The sequence below is a fragment of the Micromonospora sp. NPDC051227 genome, assembly GCF_044455385.1.
GTDB lineage: Bacteria > Actinomycetota > Actinomycetes > Mycobacteriales > Micromonosporaceae > Micromonospora.
This window is the reverse complement of record NZ_JBITET010000005.1, coordinates 196,975-219,631: the sequence shown is the minus strand read 5'-3', so window position 1 is coordinate 219,631 and position 22,657 is coordinate 196,975. Positions and strand designations below refer to the sequence as shown.

Genomic DNA, 22,657 nt, shown 5'->3' with positions numbered 1-22,657 from the left:
CGCGCCCCGGTCGATCACCGATCGGCGCGATCGCCGGCGAGATCGGCCAATCCAGCCTGCCGAAACCAGCCTCTCGGCCGAGCCTCCAGCCACCGGCCGCAGCCAGCAGGCCCGCCCCCCGCCCACTGATTCGTCACCCTTGACAGCATCGAATAGCTCAGTAATAGTTGAGTCAATGACTACTGAGTTTGCTTCCCTGCAAGCGCGGGCCCGGATCCACGCCGCGCTCGGCGACCCGGCGCGTTTGGCGGTCGTCGACGCGCTCACCCTGGGCGACGCCTCCCCCGGCGAGATCGCGCACGACCTCGGGATGCCGACGAATCTGGTCGCCCACCACGTCAAGGTCCTCAGCGAGGCCGGTCTCGTCGTCCGCAGCCGATCCGAGGGAGACCGCCGTCGCACCTACCTGCGGCTGCGACCCGAAGCCCTGGCCGCGTTGACGCCAGCGCCGATGGCCGGCGTAGGTCGGGTGGTCTTCGTCTGCACCCGCAACTCCGCCCGCTCGCAACTCGCCGCCGCCCTCTGGTCGGACCGCACCCACACCTGCGCGGCATCGGCCGGAACGCAGCCGGCAGAGCGGGTGCACCCGCGCGCCATCGCCGTGGCCCGCCGCTACGGGCTGCATCTGGACGCGACCGGCACCGCGCACGTCGCGGACATCGTGCGTGACGATGACCTGCTCATCGCCGTCTGCGACAACGCCCACGAGGAACTCACCGGCCCGGTCCGGCCCCGGCTGCACTGGTCGGTGCCCGACCCGGTCCGCGTGGACACCGACGCCGCTTTCGAGGCCGCGTTCGCCGACCTCGCCACCCGCATCGACCGCGTGGCCCCCATCGTCACCTCCACCCAGAGGTCGCCAGGCCGCCATGACTGACACCAGTCCCCTGCGCGATAACCGAGCGCAATCCAGCGCGCAACCACAGCGCGTGAGCACGAGGCCACGGCACGGTGCGGCGGACCAGACGTATCGGAGCCTGGTGAATCCCATCGCGTCCGGCCGGCCGTTACCGCCTGCTCGACCGCAACAGCGACCCCGGCCGCGCCCTGCCAGTGATTCCTGACCAGGTGCCGGTCGACCAGCCCCGCAATCCGTACTGCAAGGAAGGCTCCTGATGTCCGACAAGCCCAGCGTCCTGTTCGTCTGCGTGCACAACGCCGGCCGCTCCCAGATGGCCGCCGGCTGGCTGCGCCACCTCGCCGGCGACACCGTCGAGGTCCGCTCCGCCGGCTCCGCACCCGCAGAGGCCGTCAACCCCGCCGCCGTCGAGGCCATGCGCGAGGTCGGCATCGACATCACCGACCAGACGCCGAAACTCCTCGAGTACGCCACGGCCGAGTCGTCGGACGTCATCGTCACCATGGGATGCGGTGACGCCTGCCCGGTCTTCCCGGGCAAGCGCTATGAGGACTGGAAGCTCGAAGACCCGGCCGGCAAGGGCGTGGATTCCGTGCGCCCGATCCGTGACGAGATTCGTACCCGGGTGGAGAAGCTCCTCGGCGAGCTGCGCACCGCCGCCTGAACCTGTCACCACCCCCGCCCGCCGACCTCGCCGTCGGCGGGCGGCCCTCCCCTGAGCAGGAGCCCTCTCGTGTCCGACTCGCACCGCCTGATCATCATCGGCTCCGGACCCGCCGGATACACCGCTGCCCTCTACGCCGCCCGTGCGAACCTCGCGCCTCTCGTCATCGAGGGCAGCCAGTCCGGCGGCGCGCTGATGACCACCACCGAGGTGGAGAACTTCCCCGGCTTCCCCGACGGGATCACCGGCCCCGACCTGATGGACACCATGCGCAAGCAGGCCGACCGCTTCGGTGCCCAGTTCATCACCGACGACGTCACCCGCGTCGACCTCACCGGCCCTACCAAGACGGTGTGGGTCGGCGAGGATGCCTACCAGGCGAAGGCGGTCATCCTCGCCACCGGTTCCGCCTGGCGCCCCCTCGGCGTCCCCGGCGAGCAGGAACTTCTCGGCCACGGCGTGTCCGCCTGCGCCACCTGCGACGGATTCTTCTTCCGGGACCAGGACATCGCGGTGATCGGCGGCGGAGATACCGCGATGGAAGAAGCCACCTTCCTCACCCGCTTCGCCCGCAGCGTCACCATCGTCCACCGCCGCGACACCTTCCGCGCCAGCCAGATCATGGCCGAACGCGCGCTGAGCAACACCAAGATCCGGGTGGTGTGGAACAGCGTCGTCGAGGAAATCCTTGGCCAGGACGGCGCCGTTGTCGGGGCTCGCCTGCGCGACGTCCACACTGGCGAGACCCGCGTCCTGGATGTCACCGGCGTGTTCGTCGCCATCGGCCACGACCCTCGCAGCGAGCTCTTCCGCGAGCAGGTGAGGCTCGACGACGACGGCTACGTCACCGTCGACTCCCCCGGCACCCGCACCAACCTGCCCGGTGTCTTCGCCGCCGGCGACCTCGTCGACCACACCTACCGCCAGGCCATCACCGCTGCCGGCACCGGCTGCGCCGCCGCCCTCGACGCCGAGCGGTACCTCGCCGCCCTGTCCTGAGCCGTTTCCCGGTTCGCCCGTGCCGGCGGCCACCCAACCCTCGCAGGGAGAAACGTGATGCGTCTGCTCGTCATCGGTGGCAGCGACGCCGGCATCAGCGCCGGCCTGCGCGCGCGTGAACTCGACCCCGGCGCCGAGGTGACGCTCCTTGTCGCCGACGCTTACCCGAACTTCAGCATCTGCGGTATCCCGTACCACGTGTCCGGCGATGTCCCTGACTGGCGCAGCCTCGCCCACCGCAGCAGCAGCGACCTGGAGAATGCCGGCCTACAAATGCGGCTCAATCACCATGCAACCGGCATCGACGCGGGCACGCACACGGTCACCGCGACCACCCCGGACGGCACCACCACCACGTTGGGCTACGACCGGCTCGTCATCGGCACCGGGGCCGCTGCGGTGCGGCCACCGATCGAGGGCCTTGACCAGCTCGGGTCGGCAGACGGCGTCCACACGCTGCACACCATGGGCGACACCTTCGCCCTACTGCAATCGGTACAGCAGCGCCGAGCACGCTCGGCGGTCATCGTCGGCGCCGGCTACATCGGCCTGGAAATGGCCGAAGCGCTCACCACCCGCGGCCTGCAGGTCACCCTCATCGAGCAGGTCAACCAGGTCATGCCCACCATTGACCCGGAACTGGCCCAACCCCTCGCCGAGCACCTGCAAGGTCAGGGCGTCACGGTGCAGTGCGGCACCAGAGTTCACGCCATCGCCGTCGACGGCGACCGGCTGCGCGTCGACACCGATGCCACCACCTACGAGGCGGACGTCGTCCTCGTCGTCACCGGAGTCCGCCCAGACACCAACCTCGCCGCAGCCGCCGGCGTCACCCTCGGCGTTAACGGTGCGATCGCGGTCGACCGACAGATGCGCACGAACCTGCCCGACGTCTTCGCCGCCGGCGACTGTGTGCACACCTACCACCGGCTCCTCGACCGGCACGTGTACCTGCCGCTCGGCAGCACCGCCCACAAGCAGGGCCGGATCGCGGGCACCAACGCGCTCGGCGGGAAAGCCGTCTTCGCCGGGTCGCTGGGCACGCAGGCCGTCAAGGTCTTCGACCTCGTCGCCGCCGGCACCGGGCTGCGCGACCGCAACGCCCGCCAGGCCGGCTACGACCCGGTCACCGTGGCCGCCACCGCCGACGATCACAAGGCGTACTACCCGGGCGCGACACCCATCCGGGTCCGAGTCACCGCCGATCGCCGCACCGGCAAGCTCCTCGGCGCGCAACTACTCGGCACCCTTGGCGCCGAAATCGCCAAGCGCATCGACACCTACGCCACCGCCATCTCCTACGGCGCCACCGTCGGCGACATCGCCGAGCTCGACCTGTCGTACACCCCGCCGTTGGGCAGCCCCTGGGACGCCGTGCAGCTCGCCACTACACGATGGCAGCGGGAGGTCATCGAACGTCGGTAGCCGCAGGGCTCTTCCGCGCCCGGGAATCGGTTGGCCGTGGACCGCCAAGAGGCGACGATGGGGTGGTGAGCCGTAGCCTCTTCGATCCGGTACTGATCTTCGAAAGCGCTGGCGCCGAAAAGTACGCCCTGCTTCAGTTGGCCCGATTCCTCAGCGCCGACACAGACGGGGACGCCCCTTCGGCATGAGGTGCTTGACCGGTTCGAGTTGGCCAGGGTTGAGGGAGTACCACACCCAACTGCCGCGCTTGTTGCGGTTCAGCACGCCCGCCTCGACCAGAATCTTGAGATGGTGACTGATCGCCGGCTGGGTCATGTCGAACGCCTCGGTCAGGTCACACACACACGCCTCACCGCTCGGCGCGACCTCGATGATCGACAGGATCTGCAGCCGGGTGGGGTCGGAGAGGGCCTTGAACACTCGGGCGAACTGTTCGGCGTCGATGCGCGGTAGCGGCGGCCCCACCGGGGCGGGCGCGCACGCTGGCGCGACGGCCGGGGCGGTGGCGGCGGAAGACATGATCCGAGTCTAGGAAGTCCTGCTCAGGGGCCGAGTGGCCGGTAGGTGAACAGCAAGTGACGCCGACCACGGGACGACTACGGTGGGTCGAGACGGTATCCCATTCCGCGTACGGAAACGATGATCGAGGGTTTCCGTAGGTTGTCGCCGAGGCGGTGCCGAAGGCGGCGAATGTGCACGTTCAGGGTGTTGGACGCGTCGCCTTCGCCGCTCCAGAGCAGCCGGTTGATCTGGTGTCGGGTGACGACCCGGCGGGCGTGCAGCATGAGCAGGTGCAGCAGTTCGAACTCCCGCATCGGCAGTTCGATCCGCCTGCCGGCCAGCCGGACCTCGTGCGCGGCCGGGTCCAGCCGCAGCGCCCCGGCCTCGACGGCGACCTGGAAGTCCGCGGCGGTGTCCGGGGAGATCGCGCGCAGCATCGGCAGGATTTCCGTGACTCGATACGGCCGGGCGACGCAGGCGGTGGCACCTGCGGCGAGGGCTAGGCTGCCCTCCATTCCGTCGTGCTCGCCCACCCCGACGAGGGTGGGAATGCAAGCGCGGGTGTGTAGGGCGCGCGCGATGGTCGAGCCGCGCATGGGCGGGACGTCGGTGGCGGTGAGGACGGCGTCGGGCAGCAGCGCGCCGGCCTGCAGCAGGGCGTCGGCCGGGTCACCGGTGACGACGACGTCGATCTGCCGCTCCTGCAACTGCTCGGCGAGGGCGTTGGCCGTGCTGGTGTCGGGGTCGAGGACCAGGAGCAGGAATCTGGTCCTGGTGATCTGTGGCGTCAAGGGCTGGCACCGCGGCGTCTCAATGGAATCGGGCTGCATCGTTGGCCTTTGCTGACGGGATTGGGCGGGTCAGCCGAATCGGCCGGTGATGTATTCCTCGGTACGCTTCTGGGCCGGGTTGGTGAAGATCTTGTTCGTCGTGTCGTACTCGATGAGCCGGCCGTGTCGCTCGCCCTGCTCGTCGACCTCGGCGGTGAAGAACGCGGTGCGGTGCGAGACCCGGGCGGCCTGCTGCATGTTGTGGGTGACGATGACGATGGTGTAGTCGCGGCTCAGCTCGAACATCAGGTCTTCGATTTTGCTGGTGGCGATAGGATCGAGAGCCGAGCACGGCTCGTCCATGAGGATGACCTCGGGGCTTACGGCGATAGTGCGGGCGATGCACAGCCGTTGCTGCTGCCCACCGGACAGGGCGAGAGCTGACTGCTTCAGCTTGTCTTTGACCTCGTCCCACAGGGCGGCGCGGCGCAGGGCCTTCTCCACGAGCTCGTCCATGTTGGACACCTTCATGCCCGTGACGCGGGGACCGTAGGCGATGTTGTCGTAGATCGACTTGGGGAACGGGTTGGGCTTTTGAAACACCATGCCGATACGGCGGCGAACCTCGATGGGGTCGACCTCACGGGCGTAGAGGTCCTCGCCGTGGAAGCTGACCCGGCCAGCGACGCGGGCGCCGGGGATGAGGTCGTTCATCCGGTTGAGCGAGCGCAACACGGTGGACTTGCCGCACCCGGAGGGCCCGATCAGGGCGGTGATCTGGTGCCGGCCGATGGTCATGTCGACGCCTCGGACGGCCTGGTAGTCGCCGTAGAAGATGTTGACGTCCTCCAGGCGCAGGACCTGCTCGTCACCGCCGCGGGGTCCTCCTTCGTTGCGGTTGGCGGGGTTGACCAGCGCTACCGGGGGTGGTGCGGGGCGGGTGCTGTTCACGGTGTCGGTCACGTCGGGGGGCCTTTCGGTTCGGATCGCTCACAGTGGAGTGGCCTGCTACCAGCGCTTCTGGAACTTGTTGCGGATGAGGATCGCGGCGGAGTTCAGCACCAGGAGGATGACCAGCAGCAGCACGATCGCCGCGGCGGCGAGTTCTTGGAACTCGGCCTGCGGCTCCTTGATCAGGTTGTAGATCTGGATTGGCAGGGTGGTGTACGACGACAGCAGGCTGTCGGGGTTGAACCGGATGAAGGTGACCGCGCCGAGCAAGATCAGCGGGGCTGCCTCTCCCAGGGCTCGTGACAGGGCGAGGATCGCGCCGGTGGACATGCCGGGGACGGCGGCGGGGAGGACCTGCCGCCAGGTGGTTTGCCATCTGGTCGCGCCGAGGGCGTAGGAGGCTTGCCGGATCGAGCGCGGTACTGCGCGTAGCGCTTCCCGGCTGGCGATGATGACGACCGGCAGGACGAGCAGGGACAGCACGATCGCGGCGGTGATGACGGTGAACCCGAGACCGATCACCCGGGCGATCAGTCCGAGGCCGAGGATGCCGAACACGATGGACGGGACACCGGCGAGGTTCTGGATGTTGAGTTCCAGCAGCCGGTTGTACCAGCGGGTATTGTCGGCGTACTCCTCCAGGTAGATCGCCGAGGCGATGCCGATCGGTAGGCAGATCGCGGCGGTCAGGCCGATGACCCACAGCGTGCCGGTGATCGCCGATTGGACGCCGGCGCGGGCGACCCGGGAGGCGGCGCCGGTGGGCATCTCCTGCCACAGGCGTGGGTCGAGCCGGTTCCAGCCCTTGATGACCGCGAAGGCGATCAACGCGACCAGGAACGCGAAGGCGACCAGCAGGCAGAACTGCAGCGCGAGCTTGAACAGCACCTCGCCTGGGCGGGATCGCCGCTGGCTCAGCGACGGCCGGTGGCGCGGGTTCGCCGCGTGTGAGGCCGGCGGTGTGGACGTCGTACTCACTCGTACACCTCCCGAAATTTGCGGACCAGCCGGATGGACAGGGCGTTGAGGGCGAAGGTGAACAGGAACAGGGTGGTGCCCACCGCGAAGATGGTCAGGTAGTCGAGGGAGTCCACCGGCAGGTCCCCCTGGGCGGCGCCGGCGATGTAGCTGGTCATGGTCGCGGCACCGTCGATGGGCGACCACGGGACGCCGGCGGTCTTCAACCCGGCGGCGACGGTGACGATCATCGTCTCCCCGAGTGCCCGGGACACCCCGAGCACGATCGCGGCGACGATCCCCGACAACGCCCCGGGCACCACGACGCGGGTGGCGACCTGCATCTTCGTCGACGCCAGGGCGTAGGCGCCTTCGCGAAGGCTGTGCGGCACCGCGCTCATCGCGTCCTCGGCCAGGCTGGCCACGGTGGGCACGATCATGATGCCCATGGCGATGCCGGCGACCAGGAGGTTCTGGAACTCCGGCTTGTCGTCGCGGGGCCACAGGTCGATCAGGATGGGGTTGAGGAAGGTTAGGGCGAAGAACCCGTACACCACGGTCGGGATTCCGGCGAGCACCTCGAGGATCGGCTTGAGAAGCTTGCGGGTGCCGGGTCGGGCGTACTCGGACAGGTAGATCGCCGCGCCGATGCCCAGCGGCACCGCGATGACCGTCGCGATGAGCGTCACCCACAGCGTGCCGACCAGCAGGGGCAGCACCCCGTACTGCTTGATTGAGAACAGCGGTGTCCACTGCGTGTTGGTGACGAACTCGACGATGCTGACCTCGCCGAAGAACTCCACGGTGGGGAACAGCAGCGAGACGACGATGCCAATGGTCGTCGCGATGGAGACCGCTGCGGCGAGGACGAGGAACCCTTCGATGATGCGTTCGCCGGGCCGGCGGCGTCCCCGCCGCACAGAGGCGGCGGGGACGGGGGCTCCGGGGGTGATGACCGCCACGAGCCCGCTCAGGCCTTCGTCAGGGTCGCGAACTCGGACTTCAGGGTCTCCTTCTGGGCAGCGGTCAGCGGCACGTACTTGGCTTCCTTGACGACCTCGTCGATGCTCTCGATGTAGAAGTCGACGAAGCCCTTGACCTGCTCCTTGGCGATGCCCTTGTCGGAGACGTAGATGAACAGCGGCCGGGACAGCGGCTTGTAGCTGCCGTCCTGCGCGGCGGCCACGCTCGGCTCGACGCAGCCGTCGCCGCCGTCGACCTTGACGAGCTTCAGCTTGTCGGCGTTCTCCTCGTAGTAGGTGAACCCGAAGTAGCCGAGCCCGCCCTTGGAGCCGCTCACGCCTTGCACGGTGACGTTGTCGTCCTCGGTCGGGGTGTAGTCGGTGCGGTGCGCCTTCTCCTTGCCGTTGATCGCGGCGGTCCAGTAGTCGAAGGTGCCGGAGTCGGTACCCGCGCCGAACAGCTTGAGCGGCTCGTTCGGGAACTTCGAGTCGACCTGATTCCAGTTGTTGACCTTCGAGCCGGGTTCCCAGATCGCCTTGAGCTGCGGCACCGTCAGGCAGTCAGCGAAGGTGTTGTCCTTGCTGACCACCACCGACAGCGCGTCATTGGCCACGATCAGTTCGACGAATTTGACACCGTTCTTCTCGCACTCGGCCTTCTCGGTGTCCTTGATTGGGCGAGAGGCATCGGAGATGTCGGTCTCGCCGTTGCAGAACTTCTTGAACCCACCCCCGGTGCCGGAGATGCCCACCGTGACGTTCACCTTGGCCTGCTCGTCGGCGAACAGCTCGGCCGCCGCCTTGCTCAGCGGACCGACCGTGCTCGACCCGTCGACCTTCACGTCGCCGGACAGCTCAGCCGCGGCACCAGTCCCGGTGCCACCGTCGTTGTTGTCGCTGCCACAGGCAGCCAGACCGACCGTCAGGACCAGCGCGACTGACGCCAGGCCCAGCCCACGCACCGTCTTGATCACAATTCGTCCTCTTCAGACAGGCCGGCGGGTATCGCCGGTGCTCGTTCGGGGTCGGCTGTCTTTCACCGACGAGCTCATAAAAGATTGCTTATGTGATCGCGCATCGTCGACTAGGTGAACGGAAGCTGAACATAAGCGAGTGTTTATTTCCCCTTGCCCGCCGCTCTCGGGCTATGCATCGATTCCCTTGCCGTTCACTCTTCGTTCACTCCAGCCCGGGCCGATGGCGCAGCAGAAAGCCCTTGTGCGCAAGGACGGACTGCGCGAGTTGACACGGGCGGGCGCCCGGACCGTGGTGGTCCGGGCGCCCGCTCACGTGACGGGGTCAGGCACCGATTTGCCGGCCGTCGACGCGCCAGACGCTGATCACGGCTGGACGGGCGTAGTCGCCATTCGGCCAGGTGGAGGCGGGGTTGTCCATGCTCGCACCCTCGATTTCGCCGGGGTGCTGGACGGAGACGAACGCGGTGCGGTTGTCGTCGCTCAGGGACGCTGACGCTTGCTCCGCACCGACCGGGACGGTGAGGAACTGCTTCACGTGTCCGCGCTCGGGGCCGTCGAGGGGCACGGCGAAGAGGCCGTCATTGGAGCCGAGCGCGTTGCCGTCGGTGGAGATCCACAGGTTGCCGTGGGCGTCGAAGTCGAGGTTGTCGGGACAAGAGATCGGGCTGACCTTGGTCTTGTCGTAGCCGGCAAAGTACGTCGACGGGTCGGCCGGGTCGCCGCACACGATCGGAATCGCCCAGGTGAACGTGGTCGCCGCGTTGTCGCCGCCGTCCTCAGTGATCTCCAGGATGTGGCCGTGCCGGTTGTTCGATCGAGGGTTGACCTCGTCAGCAGCCGGTTGCCCGGTAGCACCACGGCGGGTGTTGTTGGTCAACGCGGCGTACACCTTGCCGGTGCGCAGGTTCGGCGCGACATCCTCGGGGCGGTCCATCTTGGTGGCGCCCACCACGTCGGCGGCCAGGCGGGTGTGAACCAGGACCTCGCCGACGCTCATGCCCGGGACCAGGGACTGCCGGCCCTGGGCGAGGGGGATCCACCGGCCGGTGCCGTTGAACGCCCCGTCGGCGGGAAGCGCGCCTGAGCCGTCGATCTCAGTCGCGGAGGTGAACCCGAAAGACGCGACGTACAACGTTCCCGACTCCAGCAGGGTCATGTTGTGTGCCCGGTCGAAGGGCTTGTCGCCCCGGTGCATCTTCTTGTCCGAGACGAACTTGTACAGGTAGTCAAAGCGCTCGTCGTCGCCCATGTAGGCCACGACCCGCCCGTCGCGGGCAAGGATGATCTCCGCGCCCTCGTGCTTGAACCGACCCAGTGCCGTGTGCTTGCGCGGGGTGAAGGTCGGGTCGTGAGGGTCGAGTTCCAGGATCCAGCCGAACCGGTTGGCCTCGTTCGGGTGGGCGCTCAGGTCGAACCGGGCGTCGGCGCGCTCCCACTTGCGTGACCCGGACGGGTAGCGGTTGACGGTGTCGATCCCGTAGCGGGTCAGGGCAGGCTTGGCCCCGGCGGGGACGGCATCGCCGCCGACGAAGTACTGGTTGAAGTTCTCCTCGCCGGACAGGATCGTGCCCCACGGGGTGAGTCCGCCGGCACAGTTGTTCAACGAGCCGAGCACCATGGTGCCGGACGGGTCGGCCGCGGTGCGTAGCAGCGCCGAGCCGGCAGCCGGGCCGGTGAAGCGCATCAGGGTGCCGGCTGTGATCCGCCGATTCCACCGCCGTGGCCCCCGGGTCACCGGCACCCACTGCCCAGTGTCACCGACCCGCTCGATCTCCACCACACTGAGCCCGTGGGCGGCCATCGCCACCCGGACCTGCTCCACCGTCAGCGCCTCCGGGGTGGTGTAGCCGGGGAACATCAGGTTTTCGTTGGTGTACTCGTGGTTGACCACCAGCAGCGCCCGGCGGCCGTGCCGGTCCAGCGGCAGGGTCACGAGCCAGTCGTTGTTGTAGCCGAACTGCGTGGCCTGCGCTGCGGCGCTCTGCCGATCGGCCCGGAAGGCCGGCGCTCCCGGCACGACCGGGTCGCCCCACCGGAGGATGACCGCGTTGTCGTAGCCGTTGGGCACGATGACGGTGTCCAGGGTGTTGGGCGGGATCGGCTTGAATGTCAGCCTTGCGCCATTGATCGGTGGGCGGGGCCCGGTATGGCCCGCCGGAGCCACAGCCTGCGCCGGGGCGGCATCGGTAGCCAGAGCTGCGGCGCCGACGCCGATGACCAGAGCGCCGAGGGAGCCGGCGCGCAGCAGGCCGCGACGAGACACCTCAGCATTGACCACGTCACCAAAGTACGAATTGTCCGAGTTGTTGGGCGCCGCGTGTGAGCAGGCGTTCCCGCAGCGGTAGAGGCAGGTCATCGCACTGCGACCGCCGTGACCGGGCAGTAGCGGCAGCGAACGAGGCGGACGGGGCGAGGCCGTCATCGGTCCTCCCAGAGAAGATCGGAGATACGGACACCTGCGGACGCTAGGAAGGTCAGATAGACCGCCAGCGAACTGCGAGGCGACGAACCGACCTTCAGCGGATGAACGCGACGTGGACATCAAATTTCACGATCGCGAATCGTTCACTCAGCGCCGGCGGCGAGTTGACGATCGGATCCATATCAGCGAGGATTTAATTCAATGGGAGTTGATACGGATGATACGCAGCTCGCGGCACTCCGGGCGGTGGCTGACCCGCTGCGCTGGCGGGTCATGCAGGCGCTGGCGCGGGAGCAGTTGTGCGTGTGCCACCTTGTCGAAGACCTGGGGGTCACCCAGCCGCTGATCAGCCACCACCTGCGGGCGCTGCGCCAGGCCGGGCTGGTGGAGACCGAACGTCACCGCTACTGGACCTACTACCGGCTCCGCCCCGAGGCGATCCGCGCGCTCGGCCAGGGCATCGCCGCCCTCGCCGACCACGCGCCCACCGGCACCGAGGGCAGGCGGCCCTGCGGCCCGGACGCACCCACCCACGAACCAACAGAGGAACCAGGCACATGACGACACTGGCCACACCGGCGAGCACGACGCCCCGGCTCTCGACGCTGGACCGGCTCCTGCCGGTATGGATCGGCGCCGCCATGCTCGCCGGACTGCTCCTGGGCCGGCTGATCCCCGGACTCGACGATGCCCTGGACCACGTCAAGGTCGGCGGGATCTCCGTACCCATCGCCCTGGGTCTGCTGATCATGATGTACCCGGTCCTGGCCAAGGTCCGCTACGACCGCCTCGACACCGTCACCTCCGACCGGCGCCTATTGATCTCCTCCCTGGTGATCAACTGGCTCATCGGTCCCGCTGTCATGTTCGCCCTGGCGTGGCTGCTCCTGCCCGACCAGCCCGCGTACCGCACCGGCCTGATCATCGTCGGTCTCGCCCGCTGCATCGCCATGGTCATCATCTGGAACGATCTCGCCTGCGGCGACCGCGAAGCCGCCGCCGTCCTGGTCGCCCTCAATTCCGTCTTCCAGGTCCTCGCCTTCGGCGTGCTCGGCTGGTTCTACCTCACCGTCCTGCCCGGCTGGCTGGGCCTGGAGCAGGCCGGACTTGCCGTCTCCGGCTGGGACATCGCTGGCAGCGTCCTGGTCTTCCTCGGCATCCCCCTCGCCGCCGGCTACCTCACCCGCAGATTCGGCGAACGGGCCAAGGGCCGCGACTGGTACGAGGCGAAGTTCCTGCCCCGGATCGGGCCGGTCGCCCTGTACGGGCTGCTGTTCACCATCGTGCTGCTCTTCGCCCTACAGGGCGACGCCATCACCGCCCAACCCTGGGACGTCGCCCGCATCGCGCTTCCCCTGCTCGCCTACTTCGCGATCATGTGGTTCGGCTCGTTCGCCATCGGTCGGGCCATCGGCCTGAACTACGAACGCACCACCACGCTGGCCTTCACCGCAGCCGGCAACAACTTCGAACTCGCCATCGCCGTGGCGATCGGCGTGTTCGGCGTGACCAGCGGCCAGGCCCTCGCCGGAGTCGTCGGACCACTGATCGAGGTACCGGTCCTGGTCGCGCTCGTCTACGTCAGCCTCGCCGCCCGTCGCCGGTTCTTTCCCACCGGCGTCACCAATGCGTAATTGGGCACTGGCATCTGTCGCCGTCGGTGCGAGGTCGGCGGCCGGTGGCCGCCTCCTCGCGCCGGCTCTGACGACGGGCTCCGCCCTCATCACGGCAGCCCAGCGGCCACCACCTGGCACCGTAGGGGCACCATGATTGACAACCCGTTTCACGGCGCGGACACCCGGGATGTCGACTACGTGCTCGGGCGCATCGCAAAACGGCTATCGAGCCGGTTCACCGGTGTGTTCGGCCCGGAAACCGTCGAACGGTACGTCTTCGAGTCCTACATGTATTTGCACCGCACCGTCCGCCTCCAGACGCACCTGCCAGCGCTGACGGAGAACTTCGCCACCGAGCGTCTCACCGCCCTGGCACAGGTCGAAGGGAACATCGACAAACCAGTACCCGAGGTGCTGTTCCTCTGTGCCTACAACGCCGGCCGTTCCCAACTCGCCGCTGCACTCGCCGAGCGGTACGCACAAGGCAAGGTGCACGTGCGGTGCGCAGGCTCGCACCCGGCGGATTGGCTCGATCAGAACGTCATTGAGGCGCTCGGCGAATGGGGCGTCGACATTAGCCGGGCGTACCCCAAGCCCTTGACATCGGACATCCTCGGCGCGAGCGACGTCATCGTGACCATGGGATGCGGAGACGCCTGCCCAGTCCTCGCCGGCAAGCGCTACCTCGACTGGGACATCCCCGACCCCGCCGGACAAGATTTGCCCTTCGTCCGAACCGTCCGCGACGACGTCGACGCCCGCGTGCGAGCGCTCATGGACGAACTCACCCTCGCCACGAGTTGATTCCAGAAGAAGTGCGGTCTGACAGCCCACTGTTCTTTCGTGTGCGTGCACAAGGCCGGCCGCTCCCAGATACCCTGCGGCCGGCTGCGCCCGCTTCCGGCAAAGTCGCTCGCGCGGACGGGGTTCCACCGACCTTACCTTCGCGGTCCCAGTTCAGGGTTTGCGTGGCGCCGGTGGTGGTGGGTCGGGTTTTGGTGTTGCCGGCGTTGTCATGCTGACCTCCGGCTATCCGAGGGCGGCCACCGAGAACGCCGTCCAGGCCGACATCTACCGCTGCCGGCTACGCGACCGCCGGACGCGGCAACCCCCAGCCGGGCAACGGCCCCGCCGGGAAACACCTGTTCCGACGTGGCCACTGCCCGGCCCGGCTCTACTCGTTTGAGCCCGGGGTGATGTTGTGGTTGACGCGGAAGATGTTGGTCGGGTCGTAGCTGCGCTTGACCGCGACCAGCCGCTCGTACGTCGCCGGCGGGTAGGCCGCCGCGACCCCTTCGGCAGTGGCGTCACTGACTCCCAGGAGGTTCACGAACCGCCAGCCGGTGCTCCACGGCTGGATGGCCTGGAACAGGCGGGTCAGGTATCCCCGGAACGCCTCGGCCTGGTCCGGGCCACCGATCGCGACGGTGTAGAACGTGAAGGCTGCGTCGCGCAGGTCAATCGCGTTCGTTGCCTCCGGGCGGCGGTCGAGTGCTCCACCGAGGTGCCGGATCTCCAGCACGGTCAGCGGGCTGCCCGTGCCGGGGCCGGCCTGGGCGATGATCGTGTCGACCAGTTCCGGGGTGAACTCCCGCAGCAACGCCGACCGGTCCACGAACGGGATCGGGGTCGGCGGGTCGGCGTGGATCGAGCCGACCGCGCGGTACGGCATCTCGGTCACCGAGTCGATCAGTGTCGGGGCGATCGCGCGCAGCGGAGCGATCAGCCGCTCGCCGTCCTCCGCCGCACCGACGTAGGCGATCCGGATGTGCGCCACCAGCCGGCCGCGTAGCGGCTCGGGCACCTCGGGGATCTGTGGCAGCTGCAGCAACGCGGCCGACGAGGTCAACTCGTCCGGGACGCCAGCCGTCCATCGTCCCCACGCCTTGAGCACCTCGGCGGCCCGCTCACCCGGGAAGAAGAGGCCACCGCCGTAGATCTGGCTGACCGGGAAGAGGGCGAACTCCATCGCGGTGACCACGCCGAAGTTGCCTTTGCCGCCGCGCAGCGCCCAGAACAGTTCCGGCTCGTTCGTCGCGGTCACCGTGCGTAGCTCGCCGTCTGCGGTGACGAGCTCGATCAGGTGGACGTGGTCGGCGGCGAAGCCGAAGGTGCGGCCGATCGGGCTCAACCCACCGCCGAGCGTGTAACTGACCGCGCCGACGGTCGGAGCAGCCCCGTTGAGGGGTGCCAGCCCGTGCTCGGCCGCCGCGTCGACCACCTGCTGCCACCGTACGCCGGCCTCGATCCGGGCGGTGCGCGCCTCGACGTCGATGACGACGGCGTCCATCCGCCGGGTGGTGATCAGGAGCGCTCCGGCCGAGGGAAGCGCCGAGTGACCGGTGGCGAGCACCGCGACCGGCAGGCCCTGCTCGGCTGCGAAACGGACAGCGATTTGGACGTCGGCGGCGTTGGCGGCGCCGACCACAAGTGCTGGCTGCTGTGGGATGGCGAGGTTGTACGACGCGCACTCGACGTCGTACCCCTCGTTACCGGGGAGTAGCACTGGTCCGACCGTCCGGGCGGTGAGCCGTGCTGCGGCATCCTCCGTGACGGGCGTGCCGTACTGGACTGGATTCTGGATGGGGTCCATCGAGCTTTGCCTTCCGCGAGGTCGGGACGTGCGACCATGACCGGATCCGATCTTGCGCCGATTAGTTCGGAAATCTGGTTTGTTCGAGAGCGGTTTCACACAGCCGGTGGTCGCGTCGACCACATAGCGGGGCGGTGGTAGCGCCCGGGGCCACACTGCTGCCGGCGACGAGCCCGTCGACATCAACGCCGTGAGGGCTTTCGCCGAACGGCTGTCACATCAAGCAGGCGGTGGCCATACCGGATTCACGTCCGATTCATCAGGCCGACCGCTTCGGCTGGCTAGCGTCTCCCGTGCATGACCTTGAGCGAACCGGTCGGGGCGTCAGCATCGCCGACACCGGTACCGGCCGAAGCTGTCACGCCGGCAGAAGGCCGTGAACAGTTCCCACGTCCGCATCCGCGCCTGCGGTGAACGCGCCGTCGCCACTCTCAAGACCTGGAAAATTCTGGCCAAGCTGCGCCGCAGCCCTTCTCGGACGACCGCGATCGTGCAGGCCATCCTCGTCCTGCACCACGTCGAGAACCCGATCCACTGAGGATAGGCAAGGCTCAATGCGTCGCTCGGCGGTGGCGCTCGGTTCGAGGCTCGGCGTTGCCGACGCTTACGGTGGCTGCGCGAGCAGTCTTCTGCCAGGTGCACACAACCCTCGGCCGTGCGAACAACAAAACGACGGTGCGGGCCGCCTCCAGGCGGCCCGCACCGTTACCGAACGCCGGGCGCGTCACGCCCGTCTGCCGGAATGCTGGTGGGTGGGAGTTCCCGGCCTACAGGTCGGCCTTCGCCACGCGGGAGGATTCGTAGTTCGTGGAGGCCTGGGGCAGGTCCGGCACGGTGGAGACGTCCTTGACCAGCATGCCGGTCTTGGCGTCGATGGTTAGCACCTCGCTGCCCTCGCCGCCGAACACCTCGGGGCCGGCGGTGATCGTCAGCGTGGCCTTGCCGTGGGTGGTCGAGTTCTTGACGCTGACCGCGGAGATGGTGGACAGCAGACGCAGCACACCGGCCCGGACCGGCGTGTTGCCGTTACCAGCGGACAGCGCTTGGGTGCTGTACGTCCAGAGGGCGTTGTCGAAGTGCCGCTGAACGGCCTGGGGGCTGTACGGCTTCGGCTTGGCGTTGCCGCCCTTCTGCTTAATGATCACCTGGGCGGCCGCCTGCTGCTTGTCCCACACCGCCTTCTGCGCTGCGGGGTCGAGGCCCACCAGCGGATCCTTGGCTGCCTTGAGCATCTGGGTCCGGCCGTCAGCCGGGCTGCTGTCCGCCGCGGCGACGGCTGCCTTGAGGAGCGGAGCGTAGCCGCCGTCCGTCATCTGGTCCTGGTGATGGACTATCGCACGTTTGATGTCCTTCACGCTGTTGCCCGTGTAGATTGCGTGACCGTCGGTGTACAGCGTGTAGACGACCTGCATGGTCTTGGTGCCGTGGACCTGCGTCGCCTTCACCAGCCACGCGTCGCCCGCCGACGGGGTGACCGTCTTGATGGACCCGGCCAGGGTCATCAGCGGCGCGCGCTCGGCGGACCCGTCGACGGTGGTCGAGCCCGAGGTGGCGGCCGACGAATCCTTGCCGGCCTCCGTGACCCCGGTTGCCGGCGAGTTCAGCACCACAGCGACGACTGCCGCCGCTGCGGTAACCGCCACCCCGGCGCCGATACCCCATCGGCCGGCGATACCGATCCGGCGGCGGCGCTGAATCGCCGGGCTGGATTCGCGGTCCCGTGTGGTTGTCATCGTTTCCATGGTTGAAGTCGCCTCCATAGTCGTGTCCTCCGCTGATATCGCGCCCAGCAGCCGCACGGTTCCGGGGTCGGTCATAGCCGCCCGCAGCACCGCCCGCGCCCGCTGATACGCCTCCGGGCGTAGTGGTTCTGCGCTGCCCAACGCACCGACCAGATCGAGCTCGTCGGTCATCGGTGTCTCTCCTTCGCGCTGTTGGAGTCCTTCAGAAGCGCGGACACCCCCGGCGCGCCGCGCAATGCCGTCCTGGCCTGGCTCAGCAGCCGCCGCGCGGTGCCGGCCGGTATGCCGAGTGCCCGCGCGGCGTCGGCTGCGGTCAGGTCCTCCCAGGCGACGAGCCTCAGGACCTCCCGCTCTTCGGGTTTGAGCCGCATCAGGGCCGACCGGAGCACCGCCCGGGCGTCCACGCCGAGGTCCACCGCCGACCACGGATCCCATCCAGTAGCCACGTCCGGCACGTCCGCGACCAGGTCCTCGACCGGCCGGGACCGCCAGTAGCGCCGCAAGCGATTCAATGCCACCCCGTACAGCCACGGCCGCGCATCGTTGTACGACCGGTCGTACGAACGCCGCGACTCGAACGCCGCAACCCAAACCTCGCCCAGGAGGTCCTCAGCCGCATCCCGCCCCGCCCGGCGAACGAGGTACGAACCGACGGCGGCCTCATGACGCTCGACCACCTCCACGAAGGCGTCGACATCGCCATCCAGCGACCGGCCTATCAAATCCGCATCCGAAGCCATGGCCCTCCTCGGCAAAATTCCGCGCTTCAACCTGACATTGCCGATCAGGCGGGAAAGTGTTCAGGCGCCGAGGTCCGAGGGCGAGCGGTGTTGTCGCCGCACCTGGCCCGCGGATCCACCTTCGAAGTCGATTCCAGGTCGGGTTACCCGCCCCCAACCACCGCGAACACCCGGACACCATCACCAACACCGGCGGCCTTTGCCCCGGGTCCACCCGACCCGTTCCATGATCACCGTCGTCGGCACGTCCGGGAACTCCGCCAACCACACCCGGAGTAAGTCCTGACGACCCCGGGGTGTGGGCATAGATGAAGTTGTGGTGATGACGAGCATCCGCTGGCACGGTTGGATGTCAAGGCGGTGCTCCGGCGCCCATCCCAGTGCGCGCATGAGCTGCGCTGCGGTCACTCGGCCGCAGCGTGCGGGAAGAGCCATCCACAGCAGCAACTCGCAAGCGCCGGTGGGTGCCGCCGGAAAGACCCGGGCAGGTAGCGCGGGCACTGGGAATGGGATTGGGCTCGCGGGCAGGCCTTCGGGACAAGCGGACGGACGAATACCCTTACCCTGCTTACCTGCCGGTCCTCCAACTTCGCAACGATGCCGTAGGTCTGCTGGAATACCAGCTCGCTTCGACCAAGGCGACCTGCGCAGCGCACAACGGTGAAGCCGGCCGTACAAACTCCCGCGCGATGTTCAGGCCGAGTGCTCGGCATAGTGCAGCACTTCCGCGATGAGTCGCCTGGTGGCCTCCCCCTGCAGCGTGTAGGTGACCTCTCGTCCGCGACGCTTGCGCCGGATCAACCGGGCCTCCTTGAGATACCGCAGGTGGCGGGCAATGATCGTCGAATCCGCGGACATCGCCTCCGCCAGCGACGCCGGGGTCTGTTCGCCGCCCTGCAGCAACACGAGGATGTGTATGCGGTGCTCGTACGCCATGGCGCGCAGCACGACGACCGCGCGGTCCAGCGTGGACCTCGTCTCGTCGAGGTCTGCGGTGCTCATGCCGCGATCGCAGGCAGCCGGGCGGGCATGAGCCTGGAATTGACCAGCCGGGACAGCACGGTCGACAGCGCCAGGACCGCGGTGGCGGTCAGGGTGATGCTCGCGCCGGCGGCGACGTCCCAGCGGCTCGACGCGTACAGGCCGCCGAGCCCGCTGAGAGCCCCGAGCGTGACCGCCAGGGCGGTGATGATGCTCAGCCGGTGCGACCACTGACGCGCCGCCGCTGCCGGCGCGACGATGAGGGCGAGGGCGAGGATCGTGCCGATGGCCGGAACGATCGTCACGACCGCCACCTGGATGACGAGCAGCAGCACGACGTCCCAGACACCGGTCGCGAACCCGGCCGCCTGCGCGCCGGCCTGGTCGAAGCCGGTGTAGCGCAGTGGACGGGCGCAGGCCAGCAGGACGGCCGCGACGACGACGAGCGCCACCGCGGTGGTCACGAGATCCTGCGGGCTGACGGTGAGAATCGATCCGACGAGGAACGATGTCAGGTCTCGGCTGAAGCCGTTCTGAGTGGCGACGAGCCCGGCGCCGAGCGCGAAGCCACCGGAGAGCATGACGCCGGTCGCCGCAGCCGTGTTCTGGCTTCGGTGGCGGCTGAGCGCGGCGACGCCCAGCGCGACGACCGCGCCTGCTACCACGCCGCCGACGACGATGTTGACGCCGATGATGGAGGCGGCCACCACTCCGGGGAACGTGGCGTGGGTCAGTGCCATGGTGAAGAAGGACAGTCGGCGTAGTACGACGTGAACGCCGACGAGTCCGGCGAGCGCGCCGGCGAGCAGCACCTCGGCCGTGGCCCGGTGCAGCGTGTCATCCCACCAGTTCATGGGGAGACCTCCTTGCGTCGGAGACGATCCGCCCGTGGTTGCGCCTCGACCTCAGCGCGCCCAGTGGAAGCAGCAGCAGGTAGGCGAGCACGAGCAGCAGGACGACGGCGGAGGCCGAGGTCAGAGAGATGCCGTACTCGATCGATGCGGTCCAGCTGGCCAGGAGGCCGCCGTATGCGGCGATGAGGATGAGGCCGGTGCCGATCACGGCCATCAGCGGCAGGTGTGTGGTGAGCATGCGGGCGGCCGCGGCCGGCACGATGAGCAGCGCGACCACGAGGATGGTGCCGACGGCGCGCACCGCGGCGACGACGACGAGCGCGACGATGATGTTGAGCAACAGATCTAGCCAGGTGACCCGGAAACCGGCGGCGGCCGCTCCGGCCGGGTCGAAGGTCCGGAAGATCAGAGCGCGGGCGCTGATCAGCAGCAGCCCGAGGATGACGACCGCCAGCACGGCGGTCTCGGCGATCTGACGCGGGGTCACCGTCAGGATGCGCCCGAAGAGGAACGACGTCAGATCGGAGGTGTACGAGGAGCGCCGTGACACGAGCACCACGCCGATCGAGAACATGGCGGTGAGCACCACGGCGGTGGAGGCATCGTCGGACAGCGTCCCTCCCCGGCTGAGCAGGGTCAGCGCCACCGCGGTCACGACGCCGGCGACCAGCGCCCCGACGACGATGCCTTCGATGCCACCGGCCAGGAACCCGATGACGACGCCGGGGAACACGGTGTGCGTCAGCGCATCGGATACGAACGACAGGCGGCGGGTGAAGACGAAGACGCTGACCGGTCCGCAGATAAGGGCGAGCAGTGCGAGCTCGGCCAGGGCGCGCCCCATGAACGGTACGGTGAACGGCTCGATCACGGCTCCACCAGCACTGTCCGACCGTCGGCCATCTCGATGGCGTGTCCGCCGTACGCGCGGCGCAGCGTATCGGCCGTCAATGTCTCATCGGGCGGGCCGACCGCCCACTGCCGGGCGTTGAGCACGCAGACCGTGTCGGCGAGCTCGTGCGCAACCGTCAGGTCGTGGGTGCTCAGCACCAGGGTGGTCCCGGTCGCGCTGAGTTCGCGCAGGACCGACAGGATGGCTTCCTGGCTCACCGCGTCGACGCCGTTGAACGGCTCGTCGAGCAGCAGCAACCGTGGCTCGGCGGCAATGGCGCGGGCCAGCAGCACCCGCTGACGCTGGCCACCGGAGAGCACGCCGAAGTGTGTCCTCGCGTGATCGGCCAGGCCGAGGCGGTCGAGCGCCTCGTGAACGGCTCGTCGGTCGATGTTGCGGGTGGGGCGCCACCAGCCGATACGCCGGTAGCGGCCCATCATGACGACCTGGGCGGCGGTGACAGGGAAGTCGGCGTCGAGGGAGTCGGTCTGGGGGACGTATCCGGTGAGGGTTCGGGCCTGGGCCGGCTTGAGCCCGAGCACGGTGGACGTGCCGGCGAGGACCGGCACCAGGCCGAGAATCGACTTGATCAGCGTGGACTTGCCGGCGCCGTTCGGCCCGATCAGGGCCAGGCGTTGCCCGGGGGCCAGTTCAAGGTGGACGTCGGTGAGCACGGGCGTGCCGTGGTAGCCGACGCTCACCTCGGCGTAGCGCAGGGCGGCGTCGGCCACCACGACATCGCCCATGTCAGCCGCCCAGAGCCGTGACGATGACCTGGGTGTTGTGCCGCTCGGCACCGAGGTAGGTGCCCTGGGGTGTGCCTTCGGCGCCGATGCTGTCGCCGTAGAGGGCGTCCTCACCGCCGATGACCTTGACGCCGGCCTGGTTGGCGATCGCCTCTGCGCTCTTGGGTGGCAGCGACGTCTCCGCGAAGATGGCCTTCGTACCGGTGGCCTTGATCTTCGCGACGAGGTCGGCGAGCTGCTTCGCGCTCAGCTCGGCGGAGGTGTCGAGGCTGGGGATGACCGAGCCGACGAACTGCAACTTGTACCGGTCGACGTAGTAGCCGAAGGCGTCGTGGTTGGTCACGAGCTTGCGTTGATCGGCAGGGATCCGGGCGAAGGCGGCCTCGTTGTCGGTGTCGAGCTTGTCGAGTTCGGCCGTGTAGTTCTTCAGATTGCCGGCGAAGGCGGCGGCGTGCGCGGGGTCGGCCGCGGCGAGAGCCTTCTCGATGTTGACGACCATCGTCTTGGCGTTCAGCGGGTTGTGCCAGATGTGCGGATCGTGCTCCTCGGCCTCGTGCGCGCCCTCGCCCTCCTCGTGGCCGTCCTCGCCCTCCTCGTGGCCACCCTCGCGCAGGGTGACGCCCTGGCTGGAGTCGACGACGGTGCCCTTGAAGCCGGCCGACTCGATGGTCTGGTCGAGCCACTCCTCTAGGCCGACACCGTTCTTGACCACGATGGTGGCCTTACCGATCGCCTGGATATCGGCCGGGGTGGGCTCGTAGTCGTGCGGGTCCACGTTCGGCTTGATGATCTGTGTGACGGTGACGTCGCTGCCGCCGATGGCGCGGACGAAGTCGGCCACCTCGGGGGTGGTGGCGACCACGGCGAGCCCGGTGCCGGCCGAGGCGTTGCTACCACCCTTGGCGGTGTCGTCACCCGAGCCACAACCGCCAAGAAGAACGAGCGCGGCGGCGGTTGCCGCGGCGATGATCGAGCGTTGCCCATACTTCACGAAGACACTCCATTC

At 68.3% G+C, this 22,657-nt stretch carries 22 protein-coding genes and 1 pseudogene; 8 read left to right on the top strand and 15 right to left on the bottom strand.

Annotated features, from left to right (window positions below):
* The first annotated feature begins 175 nt into the window (after positions 1-175).
* The 4 genes from ACIA47_RS15875 (at position 176) to ACIA47_RS15860 (ending at position 3,947) form a co-directional block, all read left to right on the top strand.
* Positions 176-877 (top strand): helix-turn-helix domain-containing protein, encoded by a 702-nt coding sequence (locus ACIA47_RS15875; protein ID WP_396708514.1) that lies wholly within the window; start codon positions 176-178, stop codon positions 875-877.
* Between the two features lie 238 nt (positions 878-1,115).
* Complete coding sequence (locus ACIA47_RS15870; RefSeq protein WP_396708512.1) at positions 1,116-1,523, top strand: arsenate reductase ArsC; 408 nt, start codon at positions 1,116-1,118, stop codon at positions 1,521-1,523.
* 69 nt (positions 1,524-1,592) lie between these two features.
* Positions 1,593-2,522, top strand: a complete 930-nt coding sequence (gene trxB, locus ACIA47_RS15865; protein WP_396708510.1) for a thioredoxin-disulfide reductase — start codon at positions 1,593-1,595, stop codon at positions 2,520-2,522.
* Between the two features lie 57 nt (positions 2,523-2,579).
* Positions 2,580-3,947, top strand: coding sequence for an FAD-dependent oxidoreductase (locus tag ACIA47_RS15860; RefSeq protein WP_396708508.1), 1,368 nt, complete (start codon positions 2,580-2,582; stop codon positions 3,945-3,947).
* A 150-nt stretch (positions 3,948-4,097) separates the two neighbouring features.
* On the opposite strand, the gene ACIA47_RS15855 is transcribed toward ACIA47_RS15860, so the two are convergent.
* From ACIA47_RS15855 to ACIA47_RS15825, 7 genes are all read right to left on the bottom strand, one after another.
* Positions 4,098-4,466, bottom strand: coding sequence for a metalloregulator ArsR/SmtB family transcription factor (locus ACIA47_RS15855; RefSeq protein ID WP_203117976.1), 369 nt, complete (start codon positions 4,464-4,466; stop codon positions 4,098-4,100).
* A gap of 77 nt (positions 4,467-4,543) precedes the next feature.
* Positions 4,544-5,239 carry a response regulator transcription factor gene (locus tag ACIA47_RS15850; RefSeq protein WP_203117978.1) on the bottom strand — a complete coding sequence of 232 codons (696 nt, stop codon included), beginning with the start codon at positions 5,237-5,239 and terminating at the stop codon, positions 4,544-4,546.
* Between the two features lie 69 nt (positions 5,240-5,308).
* Entirely contained in the window at positions 5,309-6,076 is a 768-nt protein-coding gene (gene pstB, locus ACIA47_RS15845; protein WP_396708807.1) for a phosphate ABC transporter ATP-binding protein PstB, read from the bottom strand.
* 150 nt (positions 6,077-6,226) lie between these two features.
* On the bottom strand, positions 6,227-7,147 hold the full coding sequence (gene pstA / locus ACIA47_RS15840; protein WP_203117979.1) for a phosphate ABC transporter permease PstA: 921 nt from the start codon (positions 7,145-7,147) through the stop codon (positions 6,227-6,229).
* A complete protein-coding gene (gene pstC / locus ACIA47_RS15835; protein ID WP_396708504.1) occupies positions 7,144-8,088 on the bottom strand; it encodes a phosphate ABC transporter permease subunit PstC in 945 nt (314 codons plus the stop codon). The genes pstA and pstC overlap by 4 nt, the downstream gene beginning before the upstream one ends.
* Positions 8,089-8,096: 8 nt before the next feature.
* Positions 8,097-9,062 carry a phosphate ABC transporter substrate-binding protein PstS family protein gene (locus ACIA47_RS15830; RefSeq protein ID WP_396708502.1) on the bottom strand — a complete coding sequence of 322 codons (966 nt, stop codon included), beginning with the start codon at positions 9,060-9,062 and terminating at the stop codon, positions 8,097-8,099.
* Positions 9,063-9,387: 325 nt separating this feature from the next.
* Positions 9,388-11,487, bottom strand: coding sequence for a PhoX family protein (locus ACIA47_RS15825; protein WP_396708500.1), 2,100 nt, complete (start codon positions 11,485-11,487; stop codon positions 9,388-9,390).
* A 201-nt stretch (positions 11,488-11,688) separates the two neighbouring features.
* Between ACIA47_RS15825 and ACIA47_RS15820 the strand changes: the two genes are divergently transcribed.
* The 3 genes from ACIA47_RS15820 (at position 11,689) to ACIA47_RS15810 (ending at position 13,907) form a co-directional block, all read left to right on the top strand.
* Positions 11,689-12,048, top strand: a complete 360-nt coding sequence (locus tag ACIA47_RS15820) for a metalloregulator ArsR/SmtB family transcription factor (RefSeq protein WP_203117980.1) — start codon at positions 11,689-11,691, stop codon at positions 12,046-12,048.
* Positions 12,045-13,121: an ACR3 family arsenite efflux transporter gene (gene arsB / locus ACIA47_RS15815; RefSeq protein ID WP_203117981.1), complete on the top strand. Its 1,077-nt coding sequence runs from the start codon at positions 12,045-12,047 to the stop codon at positions 13,119-13,121. Before ACIA47_RS15820 ends, arsB begins: the two co-directional genes overlap by 4 nt.
* A 132-nt stretch (positions 13,122-13,253) precedes the next feature.
* Positions 13,254-13,907, top strand: coding sequence for a low molecular weight phosphatase family protein (locus ACIA47_RS15810; protein ID WP_396708497.1), 654 nt, complete (start codon positions 13,254-13,256; stop codon positions 13,905-13,907).
* 370 nt (positions 13,908-14,277) lie between these two features.
* Here ACIA47_RS15810 and ACIA47_RS15805 read toward each other — a convergent pair whose 3' ends face one another.
* Complete coding sequence (locus ACIA47_RS15805; protein ID WP_396708495.1) at positions 14,278-15,696, bottom strand: FAD-binding oxidoreductase; 1,419 nt, start codon at positions 15,694-15,696, stop codon at positions 14,278-14,280.
* A 331-nt stretch (positions 15,697-16,027) separates the two neighbouring features.
* Between ACIA47_RS15805 and ACIA47_RS15800 the strand changes: the two are divergent.
* Positions 16,028-16,234: pseudogene (locus tag ACIA47_RS15800) on the top strand (transposase family protein); the annotation flags it as partial.
* A gap of 229 nt (positions 16,235-16,463) precedes the next feature.
* Here the strand turns inward: ACIA47_RS15800 and ACIA47_RS15795 are convergent.
* The 7 genes from ACIA47_RS15795 to ACIA47_RS15765 form a co-directional block, all read right to left on the bottom strand.
* Positions 16,464-17,609 (bottom strand): hypothetical protein, encoded by a 1,146-nt coding sequence (locus ACIA47_RS15795; RefSeq protein ID WP_396708493.1) that lies wholly within the window; start codon positions 17,607-17,609, stop codon positions 16,464-16,466.
* Positions 17,606-18,178, bottom strand: coding sequence for a sigma-70 family RNA polymerase sigma factor (locus tag ACIA47_RS15790; RefSeq protein WP_203117984.1), 573 nt, complete (start codon positions 18,176-18,178; stop codon positions 17,606-17,608). The genes ACIA47_RS15795 and ACIA47_RS15790 overlap by 4 nt, the downstream gene beginning before the upstream one ends.
* 693 nt (positions 18,179-18,871) lie before the next feature.
* Complete coding sequence (locus ACIA47_RS15785; RefSeq protein WP_203117985.1) at positions 18,872-19,180, bottom strand: metalloregulator ArsR/SmtB family transcription factor; 309 nt, start codon at positions 19,178-19,180, stop codon at positions 18,872-18,874.
* Positions 19,177-20,013, bottom strand: coding sequence for a metal ABC transporter permease (locus ACIA47_RS15780; RefSeq protein WP_396708491.1), 837 nt, complete (start codon positions 20,011-20,013; stop codon positions 19,177-19,179). Before ACIA47_RS15780 ends, ACIA47_RS15785 begins: the two co-directional genes overlap by 4 nt.
* Positions 19,997-20,884: a metal ABC transporter permease gene (locus ACIA47_RS15775; protein ID WP_396708489.1), complete on the bottom strand. Its 888-nt coding sequence runs from the start codon at positions 20,882-20,884 to the stop codon at positions 19,997-19,999. The genes ACIA47_RS15780 and ACIA47_RS15775 overlap by 17 nt, the downstream gene beginning before the upstream one ends.
* The gene (locus ACIA47_RS15770; RefSeq protein WP_396708487.1) at positions 20,881-21,651 is read right to left on the bottom strand and encodes a metal ABC transporter ATP-binding protein; all 771 of its coding nucleotides are present in this window, start codon (positions 21,649-21,651) and stop codon (positions 20,881-20,883) included. The genes ACIA47_RS15775 and ACIA47_RS15770 overlap by 4 nt, the downstream gene beginning before the upstream one ends.
* Before the next feature lies 1 nt (position 21,652).
* Positions 21,653-22,642 carry a metal ABC transporter substrate-binding protein gene (locus ACIA47_RS15765; protein WP_396708485.1) on the bottom strand — a complete coding sequence of 330 codons (990 nt, stop codon included), beginning with the start codon at positions 22,640-22,642 and terminating at the stop codon, positions 21,653-21,655.
* Between the last annotated feature and the right edge of the window lie 15 nt (positions 22,643-22,657).